This window comes from Salipiger thiooxidans (genome assembly GCF_900102075.1).
In the GTDB taxonomy this organism is placed as follows: domain Bacteria; phylum Pseudomonadota; class Alphaproteobacteria; order Rhodobacterales; family Rhodobacteraceae; genus Salipiger; species Salipiger thiooxidans.
The window spans coordinates 212,426-228,190 of the sequence record NZ_FNAV01000003.1; the positions used below are offsets into that span (position 1 = coordinate 212,426).

Sequence of the window (15,765 nt, forward strand, 5' to 3'; positions counted from 1 at the left end):
TGTCAGGCCGCCATCTTGGCGTTCTTGCGCAGGAGCTCCTCTGCCAGCGCGCGGTAGGCCAGCGCCCCCTTCGACTGCCCGTCGTAGGTCAGCACAGGCATGGCGAAGGACGGCGCCTCGCTCACGCGCACGTTGCGCGGGATCACCGTCGAGAACACGAGATCGCCGAGGTTAGCGCGCGCGTCATCTTCAACCTGGCGGGAGAGATTGTTGCGGGAATCGTACATGGTGAGCACCACGCCTTCGATCCTCAGGCCGGTATTGGCGCTTTGGCGAACTTCGCGAATGGTGAGCATGAGCTGCGAAAGGCCCTCGAGCGCGAAAAATTCGCTCTGAAGCGGCACGAGCACCGAATGCGCCGCGACCATCGCGTTGACGGTCAGCAAGTTCAGCGACGGAGGGCAGTCGATCAGGATGTAATCGTATCCATATTGAGCCATCCCGGATTGCCGCAGCGCGTCACGAAGCAGGAAACTACGCTTCTCGTTGGCGACAAGCTCGACGTCTGCAGAGCTCAGGTCGACCGTGGCGGGGATCAGAAAGAGATTTTCCTGGTCGGTTTTCTGGATGATCTCGTCGAGCGTCGCGTCCTCGAGCAGCAACTCGTAAGTGGTGAACTGCCGGTCATCAGGCTCGATCCCGAGCCCGGTCGACGAGTTTCCCTGTGGATCGAGGTCCACAACGAGCACTTTCAGACCTTTTTCCGAGAGCGCCGCCCCGAGATTGATGGTTGTTGTGGTTTTTCCCACCCCGCCCTTCTGGTTCGCAATGGCAATGATCTTGGGGCCGCTGGGGCGCGACGGGTCAGACATGAGTCAGGGCTCCGATGCTCAGGACGACTGCGTTGGGATCTGTGATACTCTTACGCTCGGCGCAGTCGAACTTCCACGATTCCCGCGCGGCTTCGAGCTCTTTTTTCCAGTTTGCGCCTTTAAGGAAGACCGCACGCCCGGTTTTGGACATGTGCCGATCCGCAAACGCCAGCAGAGCCGTAAGATCCGCGAGCGCGCGAGCGCTTATTACGTCGGCCTGAAGTGGCGAGACCTTTTCGATGCGCTCGTTCAGGATCTGTGCGTCGACTTTGGTTTCGCGCAGCGCGGTACGAAGAAAAACGGACTTCCGCTGGTCGCTTTCGACAAGGGTAACCTTGAGGTCCGGCGCCAGCTCCTGCGCAAGGATTGCGACGACGAGGCCAGGAAAACCTCCGCCGGATCCAAAGTCGGCCCAGTGTCCGGAATGCACCTCGGGAACGCTGAAGACCTGCGCCGAATCCAGGATATGGCGCGTCCAGCTGTCCTCCAGCGTGGTTCGGGAGACGAGATTGATGCGCGGGGACCACTTGGCGAGGAGCGCAACGAGGTGGTCGAGTTTTTCCTGTGTTTCACGTGAAACATCAAGCCCGGGGAGCCGGGGGTCCAACACGGTCATGCCGACTTTACCTGGCCATGGCGCCGCAGCATCAGCAACAGAAGGGAGAGCGCCGCGGGGGTCACACCGTCAACCTTCCCCGCTTGAGCAAGATTTTCTGGCCGCGCGAGCGATAGCTTGTGCTTGAGTTCGTTCGAGAGGCCGTCGATCGCCGCAAAATCGAAGTCGCGCGGGATGACCATGGCCTCGTCGCGTCGCAGCGCTTCTACGTCGCGCTTCTGGCGTTCGATGTAATTCGCGTAGAGCGCATCGCGTTCAAGCTGAAGCGCAATTTCCGGATGAATTTCCGAGAACGACGGTTCGCCACTCACAAGCGTCGACATGGTCACGTCAGGGAAGGCCAGAAGCTGAAACCCATTTCGCTTCTGCCCATCGGGCGCAACCTGCAGACCCATATCCACCAGAGCACGCGGAGCGAACTGGCGCGTCTCCAGCATCTGTCTGCCCTGCGCGAGCCGTTCCATCTTGCGTTCGAAGCTCGCACGTCGCTCATCGGACAGGCAGCCAAGCTCAATGGCCTTGGGAGTCAGCCGCTGATCGGCGTTATCCGCGCGCAGTGAAAGCCGGAACTCGGCGCGCGAGGTGAACATGCGGTACGGCTCGGTCACGCCGCGGGTCGTGAGGTCGTCGACCATGACCCCGATATAGGAGTCCGAGCGCCCGAACTGCACCGGATCCCGACCAAGCGCCTCGGCCGCGGCATTCAGACCTGCGACCAGGCCCTGCGCCGAGGCTTCTTCATAGCCGGTCGTGCCATTGATCTGGCCTGCGAGGAAGAGACCAGAGACATTTCGCACCGCAAGACGAAGATCAAGTGAGCGTGGATCGACGAAATCATACTCGATGGCGTAGCCCGGCTGCAGGATCACTGCATTCTCGAGGCCAAAGATCGAGCGGACATAGTCAACCTGAACGTCTTCCGGGAGCGAGGTCGAAATCCCGTTCGGATAGATCGTGTGGTCGTCAAGTCCTTCCGGTTCAAGGAAAATCTGGTGCGATAGCTTGTCGGAAAATCGCACGACCTTGTCCTCGATTGACGGGCAATAGCGCGGGCCGATGCCTTCGATATGTCCGCCATACATCGCAGACCGGTCGAGGTTTCCGCGAATGATCTCGTGCGTCCGCTCATTGGTGTGCGTGATGCCGCAACTGACCTGACGGGCATAAGGCGCATCTGACAGGAAAGAGAACAGCACCGGATCTTCATCTCCCGGTTGTTCTTCAAGCTGATCCCAGGCGATCGCCCGACCGTCGAGCCTCGGTGGCGTCCCAGTCTTGAGACGGCCCAACTCGAGCCCAAGCTCGTCTATCCGCTCGGCAAGGCGAACGGAAGGCCTGTCCCCCATACGTCCGCCGGGACGGGACTTGTCACCGATATGGATCACTCCGCGCAGGAATGTCCCGGTCGTCAACACCACAGCCGATGCCTTGAGCTCACTGCCATCGTCCAGAACGACACCGCCGACCGTTCGACCGTTTAGCAGAAGATCAACAACCTCACCCTCGACGACGGTCAGGTTGGGTGTCCCGCGCATCTCTCGCTGCATGGTTTCCCGGTAGATCTTGCGATCAGCCTGGGCCCGTGGTCCCTGCACTGCTGGCCCTTTGCGGCGGTTGAGAAGACGGAACTGGATGCCAGCCCGGTCCGCAACCCGACCCATCACGCCATCCATCGCGTCGATCTCGCGGACGAGGTGTCCCTTCCCCAGTCCACCGATGGCCGGATTGCACGACATCACCCCGATTCCGGCCTCGGTGAGCGTGACAAGCGCCGTCTTGGCGCCCATGCGCGCAGAAGCGGCCGCGGCGTCTGCACCCGCATGACCGCCACCCACGACGACCACATCGAAATCGCGATGTTTCACGTGAAACACTCCTCACTTACCAAGACAGAAACTCGAGAAGATTTCGTCCAGAAGGTTTTCGACATCCACACGCCCGATCAACAGCTCCAGGCTTCGAATCGCAGAGCGGATTTCCTCCGCCGCAAGATCATAGCAATCCGAACCACGTGTGAGCAGGTCCTTCGCCGCACCAAGCGAAGTCTTGCCTTGTTCAAAGGCCACCCGGTGCCGTTCGCGCGTCGCAAGCCCGGCGGACTGCACCCGCTCTGAAAGGCGCTCGCCGATTTCCCGCACCAGCCGATCGACACCCTGCCCCGTCACCGCCGAAAGCCCGTTCGCATGGCCGGTCAAATCCGCTTTGGACCCGACCACGATGTCGCCCTCGACAGGTGTAATCTCAGGCAACCCGCGATCATCGACAAGGATCACGCGCAGATCCGACGTCCGCGCCCGATCAAGCGCCCGCGCGATGCCGATCTTTTCGACCGGATCCTGCGTCTCGCGCAACCCCGCCGTGTCCAGCAACGTCACCGGAAGCCCGGCGATCTCCATCCGAACCTCAATGACGTCCCGCGTGGTGCCCGCAATTTCCGAGGTAATGGCGGCATCTCGTCCTGCCAAAGCATTGAGAAGACTTGATTTACCTACATTCGGAGCACCGACGATGGCAACTTCGAACCCGCTGCGGATTCGCTCCGCCGCATCCAGCCCGCGCAGCTCTGCCTCAAGTGCCAAGGTCACTCGATCCAGAAAACCCGAGACGTCATCGGAGACATCGACTGGCACCTCCTCGTCGGCGAAGTCGATGGTAACCTCGAGCAGCGACGCGGCCTGGATCAGATCACGGCGCCAACCATCGACCTTCTGACCGAGCGCTCCGGAAAACACCCGAAGCGCCTGAACCCGCTGGCTCTCGGTTTCGGACTCGATCAGATCCGCCAGGGCCTCGACCTGGGTCAGATCAAGTCGGTCATTCTCGAGCGCACGCCGGGTGAACTCGCCCGGCTCAGCCATCCGGAGCCCGTCGACGGCATCGAGCTCCCGCAGAACCGCCCTCAGGATGGCCTGACTTCCGTGGATCTGGAACTCCACCACCCGCTCGCCGGTGAAACTCGCGCCGTCCGGAAACGCCAGGACGAGCGCTTCGTCGAGCACACCACCCTGCCGGTCCCGCAGAACACGCACCGCCGTCCGCCGTGGCTCTGGCAAGGATCCCGCAAGACGCACCCCGGCCTCCCACGCCAACGGCCCGGAAACGCGAATGACTGCCACGCCGGCCTTTCCCGGCGCGCTTGCGAGGGCGAAAATGGTGTCCAAGCCTGCCTCCCGGCGGGTCCTAGCTGTTCATGGAGTCGAAGAATTCCGAGTTCGTCTTGGTCTGCTTCAGTTTCGAGATCAGGAACTCGATGGCATCTGTGGTGCCCATGGGGTTGAGGATCCGGCGCAGCACGAAGGTCTTCTGCAGGTCGGTCTTGTCGACCAGGAGATCTTCCTTCCGGGTGCCCGACTTGAGGATGTCCATAGCCGGGAACACGCGCTTGTCGGCCACCTTGCGGTCGAGCACGATCTCCGAGTTGCCGGTGCCCTTGAATTCCTCGAAAATCACCTCGTCCATACGGCTGCCGGTGTCGATCAGCGCGGTTGCGATGATGGTCAGCGAACCGCCTTCCTCGATGTTCCGCGCAGCCCCGAAGAACCGCTTCGGCCGCTGCAGAGCGTTTGCGTCCACACCACCGGTCAGAACCTTGCCCGAAGAGGGCACCACAGTGTTGAACGCACGACCAAGTCTTGTGATCGAGTCGAGCAGGATCACAACATCTCGCTTGTGCTCAACAAGCCGCTTGGCCTTCTCGATGACCATTTCCGAGACGGCGACGTGCCGCGTGGCCGGTTCGTCGAAGGTCGACGAGATCACCTCGCCCTTCACCGACCGCTGCATGTCCGTGACCTCTTCCGGCCGTTCGTCGATCAGCAGGACGATGAGGTAGCACTCCGGGTGGTTCTTTTCGATCGAGGCGGCGATATTCTGCAGCAGAACCGTCTTACCGGTCCGTGGCGGCGCCACGATGAGCGAACGCTGCCCCTTCCCGATCGGCGCGACCAGGTCGATGATCCGGGCGGAGCGGTCCTTGATGGTCGGATCTTCGATCTCCATCTTCAGCCGCTCGTCGGGATAGAGCGGCGTGAGGTTGTCGAAGGCGATCTTGTGACGCGCCCGATCGGGATCCTCGAAGTTGATCTTGGTGACATCGACCAGCGCGAAATAGCGTTCCTCGCCATCGGGCGCGCGGATCTCGCCCTCGACGGTGTCGCCGGTGCGCAGCGAGTACTTCCGGATCATCTCCGGAGAGACGTAAATGTCGTCGGGACCGGGAAGATAGTTGGCTTCCGGCGAGCGCAGGAAGCCGAAACCGTCCTGGAGCACCTCGAGAACGCCGTCACCGAAGATCTGCCAGTCCTCATCCGCCCGCTCGCGAAGGATCTGGAACATCATCTCGCCCTTGCGCATGGTCGAGGCGTTCTCGATCTCGAGCTCCTCAGCCATCGAGAGCAGGTCTTTGGGGCTCTTGGCCTTCAGGTCAGCGAGGTTGAGCTTTTCTTCGCTCATCATGACTCCTTTGGACCGATGCTCGGCCCCGTATCTGGCAGTCTTTGGGAAAACGACACACCCGGACGGGCGTCGGAGATGGAAGTAATCATCCCGACCCGTCGAGTCAATCATTCTCGAAGATGGGTGCGCGGAGGGAAGGATTCATAATTTTAAAAGAAAGATAGAATAGGAAGATGTTGATCTAGGCCCCCCGTCGCGCGGTGGATTATTTGCTTATGCGCGTCTTGTCCCGGGCTTCACAGCCTGTGGAAAACTTTGTGGAGGGCAAGATCGCAGTTTCTTCCGAAACGCGTATTTCCTCCGAAAAACAGGCAGTTCAGCTGCATATCTGCATGTGGGAAAACTCAAGGACAAGCTGTGCTCAAGGCAAGCCGTCCCCAGCGACGTGTTATCCCTTCCCACAGGCGGAGGACTCACACCGACTCATCGTGCAAACTCGGCATTTGTCCCCCGGCTTGCATGTCGCGTGGATTTTCCTCAGAACCATCCCCTGACGAAACCACACAGCTTTCGACAGGTTTTTCCACATGCAGACGGAGCTCATCCTCGCGTCCGGATCCGAAATTCGCGCCCAGATGCTCCGGAATGCGGCCGTTCCGCACCGAATCGAGCCCGCCCGAGTCGACGAATCCTCCATCAGGGCGGCCCTTGAGGACGAGGGGGCGAGCCCTCGGGACCTCGCCGACGCGCTCGCGGAGTACAAAGCGCGCCGTGTTTCGCAGAAAAATCCCCAGGATTTCGTCCTTGGATGCGATCAGATCCTCGCGCTCGGCGACGAAATCTTCGCGAAACCGCAAAATCCGGCCGAAGCGCGCGCTCAGCTCGTCCGTTTGCGCGGTCAACGGCACCATCTTTACTCCGGTGCGGTGATCTACCAGGGCGGAGAACCGCTCTGGCGGCACGTCGGCGTGGCGAGAATGCACATGCGCGATGTCTCTGACGCCTATCTCGACGACTATATCGCCCGAAACTGGGAGAGCATTCGCCACTCGGTGGGCGGCTACAAGCTCGAGGAAGAGGGGGTGCGGCTGTTCGGACGCGTCGAGGGCGACCATTTCACCGTCCTCGGGCTGCCGCTGCTCGAACTTCTTGCCTTCCTGTCGGTCCGGAGGATCATTCCCGCATGACAGACCACCGTATTCCCCTTGCCGGCGTGATCGGATCCCCCGTCGCGCATTCGCGGTCGCCCCGGCTCCACGGCCACTGGCTGCGCCAATACGGACTCGCGGGCTTTTATGTGCCGATGGACATCGCGCCCGAAAAGCTCGAGACGGCCATGCGTACGATGCCCGATCTCGGGTTCGTCGGCGTGAACGTCACCATTCCCTACAAGGAAAAGGTGATGGAGATCGCCGATCTGGTCTCCGACCGGGCGACGCTGATCGGTGCCGCGAACACGATCATCTTTCGCAAGGACGGCCGGATTCACGCTGACAACACCGACGGCTACGGATTTCTCGAAAATCTTCGCCAAGGCGCGCCCGATTGGGACCCGACAGCCGGTCCCGCCGTGCTTCTGGGCGCCGGCGGCGCTGCGCGCGCCGTCGTTGCCTCGCTGCTCGAGGCCGGTGTGCCGGAAATTCTCATCTCGAACCGCACGCGGATGCGAGCGGAGAAGCTGCGCGAGGACTTCGGCTCGCGTTTGCGCGTCGTGGAGTGGGTCCACGCGGGAAATGTCATGGAAGATGCGGCGCTGGTGGTGAATTCGACCTCCCTCGGGATGGTTGGAAGGGCTGAGCTGCGCGTGCCGCTCGACGGATTGAAGCCGGGAACCGTGGTGACCGACCTCGTCTACACGCCGCTGCAGACAAGATTGCTGCGCGTCGCCGAGGAACAGGGCTGCACCTGCGTGGACGGGCTTGGCATGCTGATCCACCAGGCGGTGCCCGGCTTCGAGCGCTGGTTCGGCCAGCGACCCGAGGTCGACGAGTCCACCCGCGCGGCCATCCTCGGATGAGCTTCCGGCTCGGGCTCACCGGCTCCATCGGCATGGGAAAGTCCACGACCGCTGGGTTCTTCGCCGACGCGGGCTGCGCGGTCTGGGACGCGGATGCGGCCGTTCACCGGCTCTACGCGCCCGGTGGTGCCGCTGTGGCGCCGATGCGTGCGCGATTTCCGGCCGCAATCGAGAATGCTGCCGTCTCGCGTGACCGTCTGCGCGAGATCATTGCCTCTGATCCCGACGCGCTACGCGCCATCGAGGCCATCGTTCACCCGCTCGTGCGCGCAGATCGAGCCGATTTTGCCGCTGCGAACCCCGATCGTGTCGTGGTTTTCGACATTCCTTTGCTCTTCGAGACTGGATGCGAGTCCGAGATGGACGCCGTGGCATGTGTCACCATTCCCGCGGAACTCCAGCGCGAGCGCGTTCTGGCGCGCGGAACGATGAGCGCGGAGGATCTCGACCGGATCCTCGCCCGGCAGATGCCCAACGAAGAGAAATGCGCCCGCGCGGATTTCGTGATCGTCACCGACACGCTTGAGCATGCGCAGGCACAGGTGCAGAAGGTGATGACGGAGATAGAAAGGCGGCGACATGCGTGAGATCGTGCTCGATACGGAAACCACGGGCTTCGAGCCCGAGACCGGGGACAGGATCGTGGAAATCGGCGCCGTCGAGCTCTACAACCACGTTCCCACCGGCAAGACCTATCACCAGTACATCAATCCCGAACGCTCGATGCCGAACGAAGCCTTCGAGGTACACGGGCTGGGCGACGATTTCCTGCGCGACAAGCCGCTGTTCGCGCAGATCGTCGACGATTTCCTCGAATTCATCGGCGATGCGAAGCTGGTGATCCACAATGCGGCCTTCGACGTGAAGTTCCTGAACGCCGAATTGCGCTGGTCGAAGCGCCCTCAGCTGCCCCGCGACTGCGCCATCGACACGCTCGAGATCGCGCGGCGAAAGTTTCCGGGCTCACCGGCCTCGCTCGACGCGCTTTGCCGCCGTTTCGGAATCGACAACTCGTCGCGGACCCTGCACGGCGCGCTTCTCGACAGCGAAATCCTCGCCGACGTTTACCTGGAACTGATCGGTGGCAAGCAGCCGGACCTCGTTCTGACCCCGGCGGGGCAGAAATCAGGGGCCGACTCCTCCAGTGCCGGCGACTGGCGGCCGCAGCGACGCGCCGTTGCCCTGCCGTCGCGGCTCAGCGAAGAAGAAAAGGCGGCTCACGCCGCCTTTGTCGAAAAGCTCGGGGCCAACGCGCTCTGGACGCGCGGCTGAAGGATCAGGCGTCGAGCCGCTGCGATCCGGCGGCCTGCGCCTGGGCGCGGCGGGCCAGCTCGTTGCGATAGAGCGCGACGAAATCGATCATCTCAAGGTTCAGCGGCGGGAAGCCACCGTCGCGGGTCACGTCCGAGACGATGCGGCGCGCGAAGGGGAACAGCATCCGCGGGCATTCGATCAGAAGGAACGGGTGCAGCTGGTCTTCGGGGACGTTCTCGATGTGGAAGACGCCGGCGTAGTCCATCTCGAGCAGGAACAGCGTGGTGTCCGAGCCCTTGGACTTCGACTCGACCTTCAGCTTCATCACCACTTCGTACTGGTGCTCGGCGGTGCGCTTCTTGGCGTCGAGGTTGACCTGAACCTGAACGTCGGGCTGAACCTCGCCCGCGGTGCCCTTCTGCGACAGGATGTTCTCGAAGGACAGGTCGCGCACGAATTGTGCCAGCACGTTCATCTTGACGGGGGCCGGTGCCGCGCTTGCCGCAGCGCCGTTTTCCTGGATCTCTTCCATGGTGTCTCTCACTCCTCGGACAGGGTCTGCATTGCCATAGCAGCCAGTCGCGGACGCCTCAATGCTTCGTCCAGCCAGATCCCGGATGATTGGGCTTCTTCCCCTGCGGAACCTCGGTGAATTCGCCCTCGATCACTTCACCTGGCGCTGCCGGGCGCGGATCGTGGCGCATGTCATGCCGCGGTGCCGGTCCCGGCGCGGTGCGCCCGCCCATCTCGAAGCGCGACACGGTGACCCGTTTCGAGACGTAGCGCATCACGGCCAGCCGCACCGGCGGCGCCAGCAGCGCAAAGCCCATGGCGTCGGTGAAAAAGCCCGGCGTCAGCAGCAGCGCACCGGCGAGAAGGATCATCGCGCCATGCGCCAGCGGCGTGGTCGGATCCTCCAGCCGCGAAAACGAGCCCTGCACATCCCCAAGCGCCTTGATCCCCTGCGAGCGGACCAGCGCGGTTCCCAGTATTGCCGTCAGGATCACGATGGCGAGCGTCGGCCAGAGCCCGATCAGCCCTCCGACCTGGATGAACAGGCCGATCTCGATGAGCGGCACCATGAGAAATGCCAGAAAAAGCCACATGTCGGGTCTCCCTTGCGTCCGAGCCCCGGTAGACTTGCCGGAACCCAGCACCTACATAGGGATGGAACACAGAAAGTTCCACGTTTGCGCGCATGAGGTGCCGATGAACACGCCGATCGTCCAGCTTCTGGTCCTTGCCGGGATCGCAATTTTCCTGATCCTGCGGTTGCGCAGCGTTCTGGGGACGCGAGACGGGTTCGAGAAACCTGAGGCTCCGGCCCCGGCGAAGCGGGATGACCGCAAGCGCGACTTCGAGGTGATCGAAGGCGGCCCAGACCACGACATCACCGACCACGTCCCCGAGAACAGCCCCGCCGCCGAGGCGCTTGCGAAGATGAAACGCATCGAGCCATCGTTCAACGTGACCGAGTTCCTCTCGGGCGCGCGCGGTGCCTACGAGATGATCCTCATGGGCTTCGACAATGGCGAGATCGAGGATCTGAAACCGTTCCTGTCGGACGAGATCTACGAGACGTTCTCGGATGTCATCGAACAGCGTGGCCAGCAGGGGCTGACCGTCGAGGCCGAGTTCGTCGGCGTGCGCGAGCTGAGCCTCGTGGACGCAAGCTTCGACGAGACGCGGCAGCTGGCCGAGATCACGGTGAAATACGTGGGCGAGTTGACCTCGGTGGTGAAGAATGCCGCTGGCGAGATCGTCGAGGGCAACCCCCGGACGGTGAAGCGTCAGAAGGATGTCTGGACCTATGCCCGCAACATGGGCACCGACGATCCGAACTGGCAGCTGGTCGCAACCGACGAATAAACGATGTGGCGGGCGATCCGTGCTGCGCTTGTGGCAGGCATGGCGATGGCAGGCACCATGAGCGCGGCGGAAACCGAGACCACATACGAGATCCTCGACTTTGCCGATCTCGACGGCTGGGCCGGGGACGATCACGCCGCGGCGCTGAAGGTGTTCGCCGAGACCTGCGGCGACATGAACGCGCCGGACTGGACAAGCCTCTGCGCTGTTGCACGTGAAACAGACGACGCCCGCGATTTCTTCGAACTTTTCTTCCGTCCCGTCCTGATCAGCGATGGTCAGGACGGGCTCTTCACCGGCTATTTCGAGCCTGAGCTCGACGGCTCGGAAGTGCCCTCGCAGCAGTTCCGCTACCCGATCTACCGGATGCCGGTGGAAGCCAACGAGACCCGACCGTGGCTCACCCGGCGCGAGATCCTGACCTCGGGCGTGATGGAGGGCCGAGATCTCGAGATCGCCTGGGTCGATGATCCGGTGGAGCTTTTCTTCCTGCAAATTCAAGGATCTGGCCGTATCCGTCTGCCGGATGGCCGGCATCTGCGTGTGGGATATGGTGGCGCTAATGGCCAGCCCTACAACTCCATCGGGCAGGAACTGGTGCGTCGTGGCACCTTCGAAGCGCACCAGGTTTCGGCCGAGCGCATCAAGGATTGGGTGCGCACCAACCCGCTCGAAGGCGAGGAGCTGCTATATCACAACGATTCCTACGTGTTCTTCCGCGAGGTGAACGAGGTTCCGGCCGACCGTGGGCCGCTTGGTGCGATGAACCGCTCGATCACGCCGATGCGTTCGATCGCGGTCGACCCGGCCTTCATCCCGCTCGGTGCGCCGGTCTGGATCGAGAAGGACGGCGCCGAGCCGATGCGTCGCCTGATGATTGCGCAGGATACGGGGTCGGCCATCAAGGGCGCACAGCGCGCCGACATCTTCTTTGGGACCGGCGACACCGCCGGGCAGCGGGCGGGCGAGATCAAGGATACGGGGCGGCTGCTCGTGCTTCTGCCGATCCAGCGCGCCTATGCGCTGCTGCCGGAATCGGTCCTATGAGCAAGCGCCGTCTCCGGCCGGAAGAGCTCGAACTCTGGCAACAAGTCGCGAAGACCGCGACGCGGCTCCCTGGCGCTCCGGCCAAGCCGAAGCCCGCGGTCGATCCCTCGGCCAAGCCGCGCAAGCCGCTGCCGCCGCCGCGCGATCCCCTTCCGCCCTTCTCGATGGGCAGCTCCGCGCCCGCGTCGCCCGAGCATTACGACTACCTCGGTACCACCTCGGACCGGCTCTCGCGCGAGCCAGTGCGGATGGATTCCAAGGCATTTACCCGGATGAAGCGCGGCAAGCTGGTGCCCGAGGCGCGGCTCGACCTGCACGGCATGACCCTGAACGAGGCCCATCCCGAACTGGTGCGCTTCATCCTCATGTCCGTGACGCTGGGGCTGAGGCTGGTGCTGGTGATCACCGGCAAGGGGCTGCGCGAGGATCCCCACGACCCGATGCCGCGCCGGCGCGGCGTGCTCAAGACGCAGGTGCCGCAGTGGCTGCGGATGCCCGGCGTCTCGCATGCGGTGCTTCAGATCACCGAGGCGCACGGCAAGCACGGCGGGTCGGGCGCGTATTACGTCTATCTGAAGAAGCGGCGCTAGGGCGTCAGCCGCGGCCGGGCAGGATCTGTTCAGTGTGGTCCGACAGGTAGATCCGCAGCCACGGCGTGAAACTTCCGGCCTCGGAGACGGTCCGCGCCCGCAGCGCATCGAGCGCCACCCAGTCGGTGTCCATCACCTCGTCCGGGTTCGGCGCGATGGTCATGCCCTCGGGCGCCTCGGCCACGAAGATGTCCACGAGCTCGTGCTCGATCATCCCGCCACCTACATCGGCACGGTATTCCACCTGCCCGCGCGGTTCGAGCGCGACCCCGGTGATGCCGAGCTCTTCCTCGAGCCGGCGCGCGGCGCAGGTCTCGGGCGCCTCGTCCCAGTGCGGGTGGGTGCAGCAGGTGTTCGCCCAGAGCCCGGGCGTGTGATACTTGCCGAGCGCCCGTCGCTGGAGCAGGATCTCGTCCCCGCGCAGCACGAAGACGGACACGGCCTTGTGGCGGAGTCCGCGCAGGTGCGCTTCGATCTTGTCGACCGGTGTCAGGACACCGTCGACCCATGCGGGGATGCTGGTATTCATGGCGTCTGTTTCCGTTGCCCGGCCCCGATCGTCAAGCGGGCACTGCCAATTGGTCGCATGTCCGGCTCAAACTGTTGTTCACGCAGCCTTTCCCGGAGTAGCCTCGGCCCCGGAGACGTGTCACGGGAGACATACCATGAAACTCAAGATAGCCACGGCCCTCGCTGCAGTGACTCTTGCCGGAACCGCCGTCGCACAGGACGCGGGCGATGCCGCTGCCGGCGAGGACCTGTTCAAGAAGCGCTGCCGGTCCTGTCACTCCGTCGTTGACGACGCGGGCGAAGTGATCGTCAAGGGCGGCCGCACCGGCCCGAACCTCTACGGCGTGATCGGCCGCCCCGCCGGCGCGGTCGAGGATTTCCGCTACAAGGCCTCGATCCACGAAGCGAATGAAAAGGGGCTCGTCTGGGACGAGGAGACCTTCGAGACCTACGTGCAGGATCCGTCCGCCTTCCTGCAGGACTACCTCGGCGACAGCGGCGCTCGCTCGGGCATGACCTTCAAACTCAAGGACGGCGCGGCCGACGTCTACGCCTACCTGGTATCGGTGGCCCCCGCCAACTGAGCCCCTGCCCGTCCCGGGCGCCCTGCGAGAGAGGCGGGCGGCGACGCGACAGGGCGACAGACCCGCGAGAACGATAAAGGGCGCATCCTTGGATGCGCCCTTTTCTCATGCGGTGTCCCTGAGCGGGACCGGGATCAGTTGACCCCGATCTGCCGCGTCAGGCCGAAGACGCTGCCCATCAGCGCGAAGACCACCTGGGCCTGCGTGATGACCGACTCGGTGGCGAGCACGGTGTCGTTGGGATTGATCTCGAAGTTCCGCGCGGCAAAGAGGCCGTCGGCGGAGGTCAGGTCGAAGGTGAAGACCACCTGCTGCATCCGCGGGGCGCTGCCGTCCGAGCGCAGGTGACGCACACTGTATTCGCGCAGCACCAGCACGCCCTTGGGATCGGCGCGGTTCGGGTTGAGCCCGCCCATCAGCGAGATCGCCTCCATCGCGCTCAGGTCGTCCTTGGGGAAGTAGACGAGGTCCTCGCTGCCCGAGGCGCCCATGGCGGTGAAGCTCTTGTCGTCTTCCTCGATGATGACCGTGTCGCCCGGGTAGAGCAGCGCGTTGCGTGAGCCGTTCTCGAGCAGGTCCTTGGACGAGGTCTCGTAGGTGGTGCCGCCGCGCAGCAGGCGCACCTGCGGGTTGCGCATGCCTTGTCTGATGCCGCCGCCGTCGGCGATGAGGCCCAGCACCTTGTAATTGCGCGAGGGCATCGGGTAGGCGCCGGGGCTGGCGACGCCGCCGACCAGCTCGACCGAGTTGCTGCGGCCCTGCGTCAGGCTCAGCTGCACCTGCGCCGAGGGCGCGATCTGCATGAGCTTTTCCTGGATGCGGGCGCGGGCGGCGTCGGGGGTGAGGCCGCGGATGTAGACCTCGTCCACGTAGGGCACGAAGACCGAGCCGCTGGGGCTCACCTCGATCGCGGTCAGCCGGGTCGATTTCGCGGCGGCGTCGATCAGCAGCGAGTTCTCCTGGCTGTCCCAGATCACGATGTTCACCTGGTCGCCGGTCTGGATGAGGTTCGAATTCGACCCCTGCGAGGTTCCGGGCCAGCCGTAGACGGTGTCTTCGCCGGTCTTCGGCCAGGCCGCGATGGCGGGCATGTTGGCGCGGGTGACCGGAACCACCTGGAACGTCGGCGCTTCGGAAGAGGACTCGCTCACCACCTGGGACTGGATCGCGGCACCGCGCGGCAGGCTGCAGGCAGGAACGAGCAGAACGGCTGCGAGGGCAACCACGAGGCTATGTAATCTTGGCAACGAGACCCCCGGGAAGTGCATCCTGACTTTCAAAGGCTTTCTTAGCGGTTGTCGCTGGTGATAGACAGCCTCTTGTGGTTCGAAAATGGCAAATTGGACGGGACCGGGTGTCGGGAATGGCGCAAGTTGCGGAGGGTCAGCGGGATTCAGCCGGCCTGAATCGCGCTTCAGGCTCGTGTCGGACGCCGTCTCGCGCAGGAGGCGAACAATGACCCCGGGAAAACGTGTCTTCGATGTCGTCGCGGCGCTGGTCCTGCTGACGGGCCTCCTACCCTTCATCGTGCTGATCGCGCTGGCGATCCTCGTGCTCGACGGCCGGCCTGTGCTTTATCTCTCCGAGCGGATGAAAACCCAGGACGAGGGCTTCCGGCTGTGGAAGTTCCGCACCATGAAGCCCGATGCCTCGGATCGCGGCGTGTCCGGCGGCGACAAGTCCTCGCGCATCACCCGCACCGGGCGCGCGCTGCGCCGCTACCGGCTGGACGAGATCCCGCAGCTCTGGAACATCCTGCGCGGCGACATCAGCTTCGTCGGTCCCCGCCCGCCCCTGCGCCGCTACACCGAGATGTTCCCCGAGCTCTATGCCGAGGTGCTGGAATCGCGGCCGGGCGTCACCGGGCTTGCCACCCTCGCCTTTCACCGCACCGAGGAACGGCTGCTCGCCCCCTGCAGCAGCAAGGACGAGACCGAGGCGGTCTATTGCCGCCGCTGCGTGCCGCGCAAGGCCCGGCTCGACCGGATCTACACGAACAAACGCAGCTTCTGTTACGATCTGAAGCTCATGCTCGCGACGGTGTTCCGCCGGATTTCGCTGCACTAGGGAA

The 15,765-nt window shown here is 63.5% G+C and carries 18 protein-coding genes; 9 read left to right on the plus strand and 9 right to left on the minus strand.

The window, feature by feature from the left end:
- Positions 1–2: 2 nt before the first annotated feature.
- Genes BLQ77_RS05375 through rho form a run of 5 tightly spaced genes read right to left on the minus strand, consistent with a single transcriptional unit; the run spans position 3 to position 5,880 of the window.
- A complete protein-coding gene (locus BLQ77_RS05375; RefSeq protein WP_089956350.1) occupies positions 3–812 on the minus strand; it encodes a ParA family protein in 810 nt (269 codons plus the stop codon).
- Entirely contained in the window at positions 805–1,428 is a 624-nt protein-coding gene (rsmG, locus tag BLQ77_RS05380) for a 16S rRNA (guanine(527)-N(7))-methyltransferase RsmG (protein ID WP_089956352.1), read from the minus strand. The genes BLQ77_RS05375 and rsmG overlap by 8 nt, the downstream gene beginning before the upstream one ends.
- Positions 1,425–3,293 carry a tRNA uridine-5-carboxymethylaminomethyl(34) synthesis enzyme MnmG gene (gene mnmG, locus BLQ77_RS05385; protein WP_089956356.1) on the minus strand — a complete coding sequence of 623 codons (1,869 nt, stop codon included), beginning with the start codon at positions 3,291–3,293 and terminating at the stop codon, positions 1,425–1,427. Before mnmG ends, rsmG begins: the two co-directional genes overlap by 4 nt.
- Before the next feature lie 12 nt (positions 3,294–3,305).
- Positions 3,306–4,589, minus strand: a complete 1,284-nt coding sequence (mnmE, locus tag BLQ77_RS05390) for a tRNA uridine-5-carboxymethylaminomethyl(34) synthesis GTPase MnmE (protein WP_089956359.1) — start codon at positions 4,587–4,589, stop codon at positions 3,306–3,308.
- 19 nt (positions 4,590–4,608) lie between these two features.
- Positions 4,609–5,880, minus strand: coding sequence for a transcription termination factor Rho (gene rho, locus BLQ77_RS05395; protein ID WP_008887316.1), 1,272 nt, complete (start codon positions 5,878–5,880; stop codon positions 4,609–4,611).
- Positions 5,881–6,410: 530 nt separating this feature from the next.
- On the opposite strand from rho, the gene BLQ77_RS05400 reads away from it, so the two are divergent.
- The 4 genes from BLQ77_RS05400 to dnaQ are packed head-to-tail and all read left to right on the plus strand — an operon-like array spanning position 6,411 to position 9,112.
- Positions 6,411–7,010 (plus strand): Maf family protein, encoded by a 600-nt coding sequence (locus BLQ77_RS05400; protein ID WP_089956363.1) that lies wholly within the window; start codon positions 6,411–6,413, stop codon positions 7,008–7,010.
- On the plus strand, positions 7,007–7,840 hold the full coding sequence (locus tag BLQ77_RS05405) for a shikimate dehydrogenase (protein ID WP_089956368.1): 834 nt from the start codon (positions 7,007–7,009) through the stop codon (positions 7,838–7,840). Before BLQ77_RS05400 ends, BLQ77_RS05405 begins: the two co-directional genes overlap by 4 nt.
- Complete coding sequence (gene coaE / locus BLQ77_RS05410; protein WP_089956371.1) at positions 7,837–8,427, plus strand: dephospho-CoA kinase; 591 nt, start codon at positions 7,837–7,839, stop codon at positions 8,425–8,427. Before BLQ77_RS05405 ends, coaE begins: the two co-directional genes overlap by 4 nt.
- On the plus strand, positions 8,420–9,112 hold the full coding sequence (dnaQ, locus tag BLQ77_RS05415; RefSeq protein ID WP_089956374.1) for a DNA polymerase III subunit epsilon: 693 nt from the start codon (positions 8,420–8,422) through the stop codon (positions 9,110–9,112). The genes coaE and dnaQ overlap by 8 nt, the downstream gene beginning before the upstream one ends.
- Before the next feature lie 4 nt (positions 9,113–9,116).
- Here dnaQ and secB read toward each other — a convergent pair whose 3' ends face one another.
- On the minus strand, positions 9,117–9,626 hold the full coding sequence (gene secB, locus BLQ77_RS05420) for a protein-export chaperone SecB (RefSeq protein WP_089956378.1): 510 nt from the start codon (positions 9,624–9,626) through the stop codon (positions 9,117–9,119).
- A gap of 58 nt (positions 9,627–9,684) precedes the next feature.
- The gene (locus BLQ77_RS05425; RefSeq protein ID WP_089956381.1) at positions 9,685–10,200 is read right to left on the minus strand and encodes an FxsA family protein; all 516 of its coding nucleotides are present in this window, start codon (positions 10,198–10,200) and stop codon (positions 9,685–9,687) included.
- Between the two features lie 103 nt (positions 10,201–10,303).
- Here BLQ77_RS05425 and BLQ77_RS05430 point away from each other — a divergent pair, with 103 nt between their 5' ends.
- From BLQ77_RS05430 to BLQ77_RS05440, 3 genes are read left to right on the plus strand one after another with little or no spacing between them, the layout of a single operon-like run.
- Positions 10,304–10,963, plus strand: a complete 660-nt coding sequence (locus BLQ77_RS05430) for a Tim44/TimA family putative adaptor protein (protein ID WP_008887087.1) — start codon at positions 10,304–10,306, stop codon at positions 10,961–10,963.
- A 3-nt stretch (positions 10,964–10,966) separates the two neighbouring features.
- Positions 10,967–12,010 (plus strand): murein transglycosylase A, encoded by a 1,044-nt coding sequence (gene mltA / locus BLQ77_RS05435; protein ID WP_089956385.1) that lies wholly within the window; start codon positions 10,967–10,969, stop codon positions 12,008–12,010.
- Entirely contained in the window at positions 12,007–12,600 is a 594-nt protein-coding gene (locus BLQ77_RS05440; protein WP_089956388.1) for a Smr/MutS family protein, read from the plus strand. The genes mltA and BLQ77_RS05440 overlap by 4 nt, the downstream gene beginning before the upstream one ends.
- A 4-nt stretch (positions 12,601–12,604) precedes the next feature.
- Here the strand turns inward: BLQ77_RS05440 and idi are convergent, their stop codons facing one another.
- The gene (idi, locus tag BLQ77_RS05445) at positions 12,605–13,129 is read right to left on the minus strand and encodes an isopentenyl-diphosphate Delta-isomerase (RefSeq protein ID WP_089956391.1); all 525 of its coding nucleotides are present in this window, start codon (positions 13,127–13,129) and stop codon (positions 12,605–12,607) included.
- A 136-nt stretch (positions 13,130–13,265) separates the two neighbouring features.
- Between idi and BLQ77_RS05450 the strand changes: the two genes are divergently transcribed.
- Positions 13,266–13,694: a c-type cytochrome gene (locus tag BLQ77_RS05450; RefSeq protein WP_089956394.1), complete on the plus strand. Its 429-nt coding sequence runs from the start codon at positions 13,266–13,268 to the stop codon at positions 13,692–13,694.
- Between the two features lie 134 nt (positions 13,695–13,828).
- On the opposite strand, the gene BLQ77_RS05455 is transcribed toward BLQ77_RS05450, so the two are convergent.
- Entirely contained in the window at positions 13,829–14,920 is a 1,092-nt protein-coding gene (locus tag BLQ77_RS05455) for a polysaccharide biosynthesis/export family protein (RefSeq protein WP_008886935.1), read from the minus strand.
- A gap of 229 nt (positions 14,921–15,149) precedes the next feature.
- Here BLQ77_RS05455 and BLQ77_RS05460 point away from each other — a divergent pair, with 229 nt between their 5' ends.
- Positions 15,150–15,761, plus strand: a complete 612-nt coding sequence (locus tag BLQ77_RS05460) for a sugar transferase (protein WP_089956397.1) — start codon at positions 15,150–15,152, stop codon at positions 15,759–15,761.
- Positions 15,762–15,765 lie beyond the last annotated feature (4 nt).